Source organism: Chryseobacterium sp. 14P4.3.2, from assembly GCF_057799275.1.
Window position 1 is genome coordinate 1 of record NZ_JBYOKO010000066.1, and the last position, 824, is coordinate 824.

Below are 824 nucleotides of genomic sequence, written 5' to 3' on the forward strand. Positions count from 1 at the left end.
CCATCCGGAGTAGATTTGCTACTTTATAAAGTCATGTTATTATGTTTTCTTCCCCACTTCTTATATAATTGAAAATCATTAATTTGTTTTAATCTGTAGCCTGGTGCATGAGAAATTTCTTTTTGAGAATTAACATTAACAATTGAAAATCCTTTTTCAAAGACTTTATTTCCTTTACCAAAGTTCTTTTCAATTATTGACATACAAGGTAATCCGAGAGAGTCATGTGGTGGAATAGAAATAATTGTTAATGCTTCAAAATTTATCTTCAGTGTATCCCTTTCATAAATATGTCGATACTTAGCTTGAATATCTTTAAGAGAAACTTTAAGGGTGTCATTTGTAGGATTTCCAAAAAGTAAAAAAGTCTCTACATTTTTTATCCTTATACTATCTTTTGTATAATCACATATTAAATTCTGAAAAGAACAAACAACATTATCATTCTTTAACATAGACTTTTTACATGATATAAATAGAAAAATTAATAGACATACATATATCTTAAATCTATTTCGATTTGTAAGTGTTATAATACCATTTATCATTAGAATAATTTTTTTTCATTAATTGTTGAAAGCCAGCTGTAGTCTTCTTAAAAAGAGGAGAAGAGATTTGATGCTCATAAATTGTGATATGCTCTTTTGCTAAATCTAATTTAGATAGATTAATATTATTAGGATTTACTGTTAAGTGACTTATTTTTCCTCCCTCATGACTTAATGCAGAAATCATATTGTTTTTATCATTATAATATGGATGCGGTTTTCCATTGCCAACCATCAAAGAGACAGTTTTAGATTCCTTGTTTGCCTGCATTAAAG

General features: G+C 27.4%; 2 protein-coding genes. Both read right to left on the bottom strand.

The genetic code is table 11. The annotated features are described in order from the left end of the window. Nucleotides 1–23 precede the first annotated feature (23 nt). Nucleotides 24–455 (bottom strand): hypothetical protein, encoded by a 432-nt coding sequence (locus AC27VX_RS23810; RefSeq protein ID WP_488698463.1) that lies wholly within the window; start codon nt 453–455, stop codon nt 24–26. A 55-nt stretch (nt 456–510) separates the two neighbouring features. After that, nucleotides 511–824: hypothetical protein (locus AC27VX_RS23815; protein WP_488698465.1), on the bottom strand; the 314-nt coding region annotated here is incomplete at its 5' end.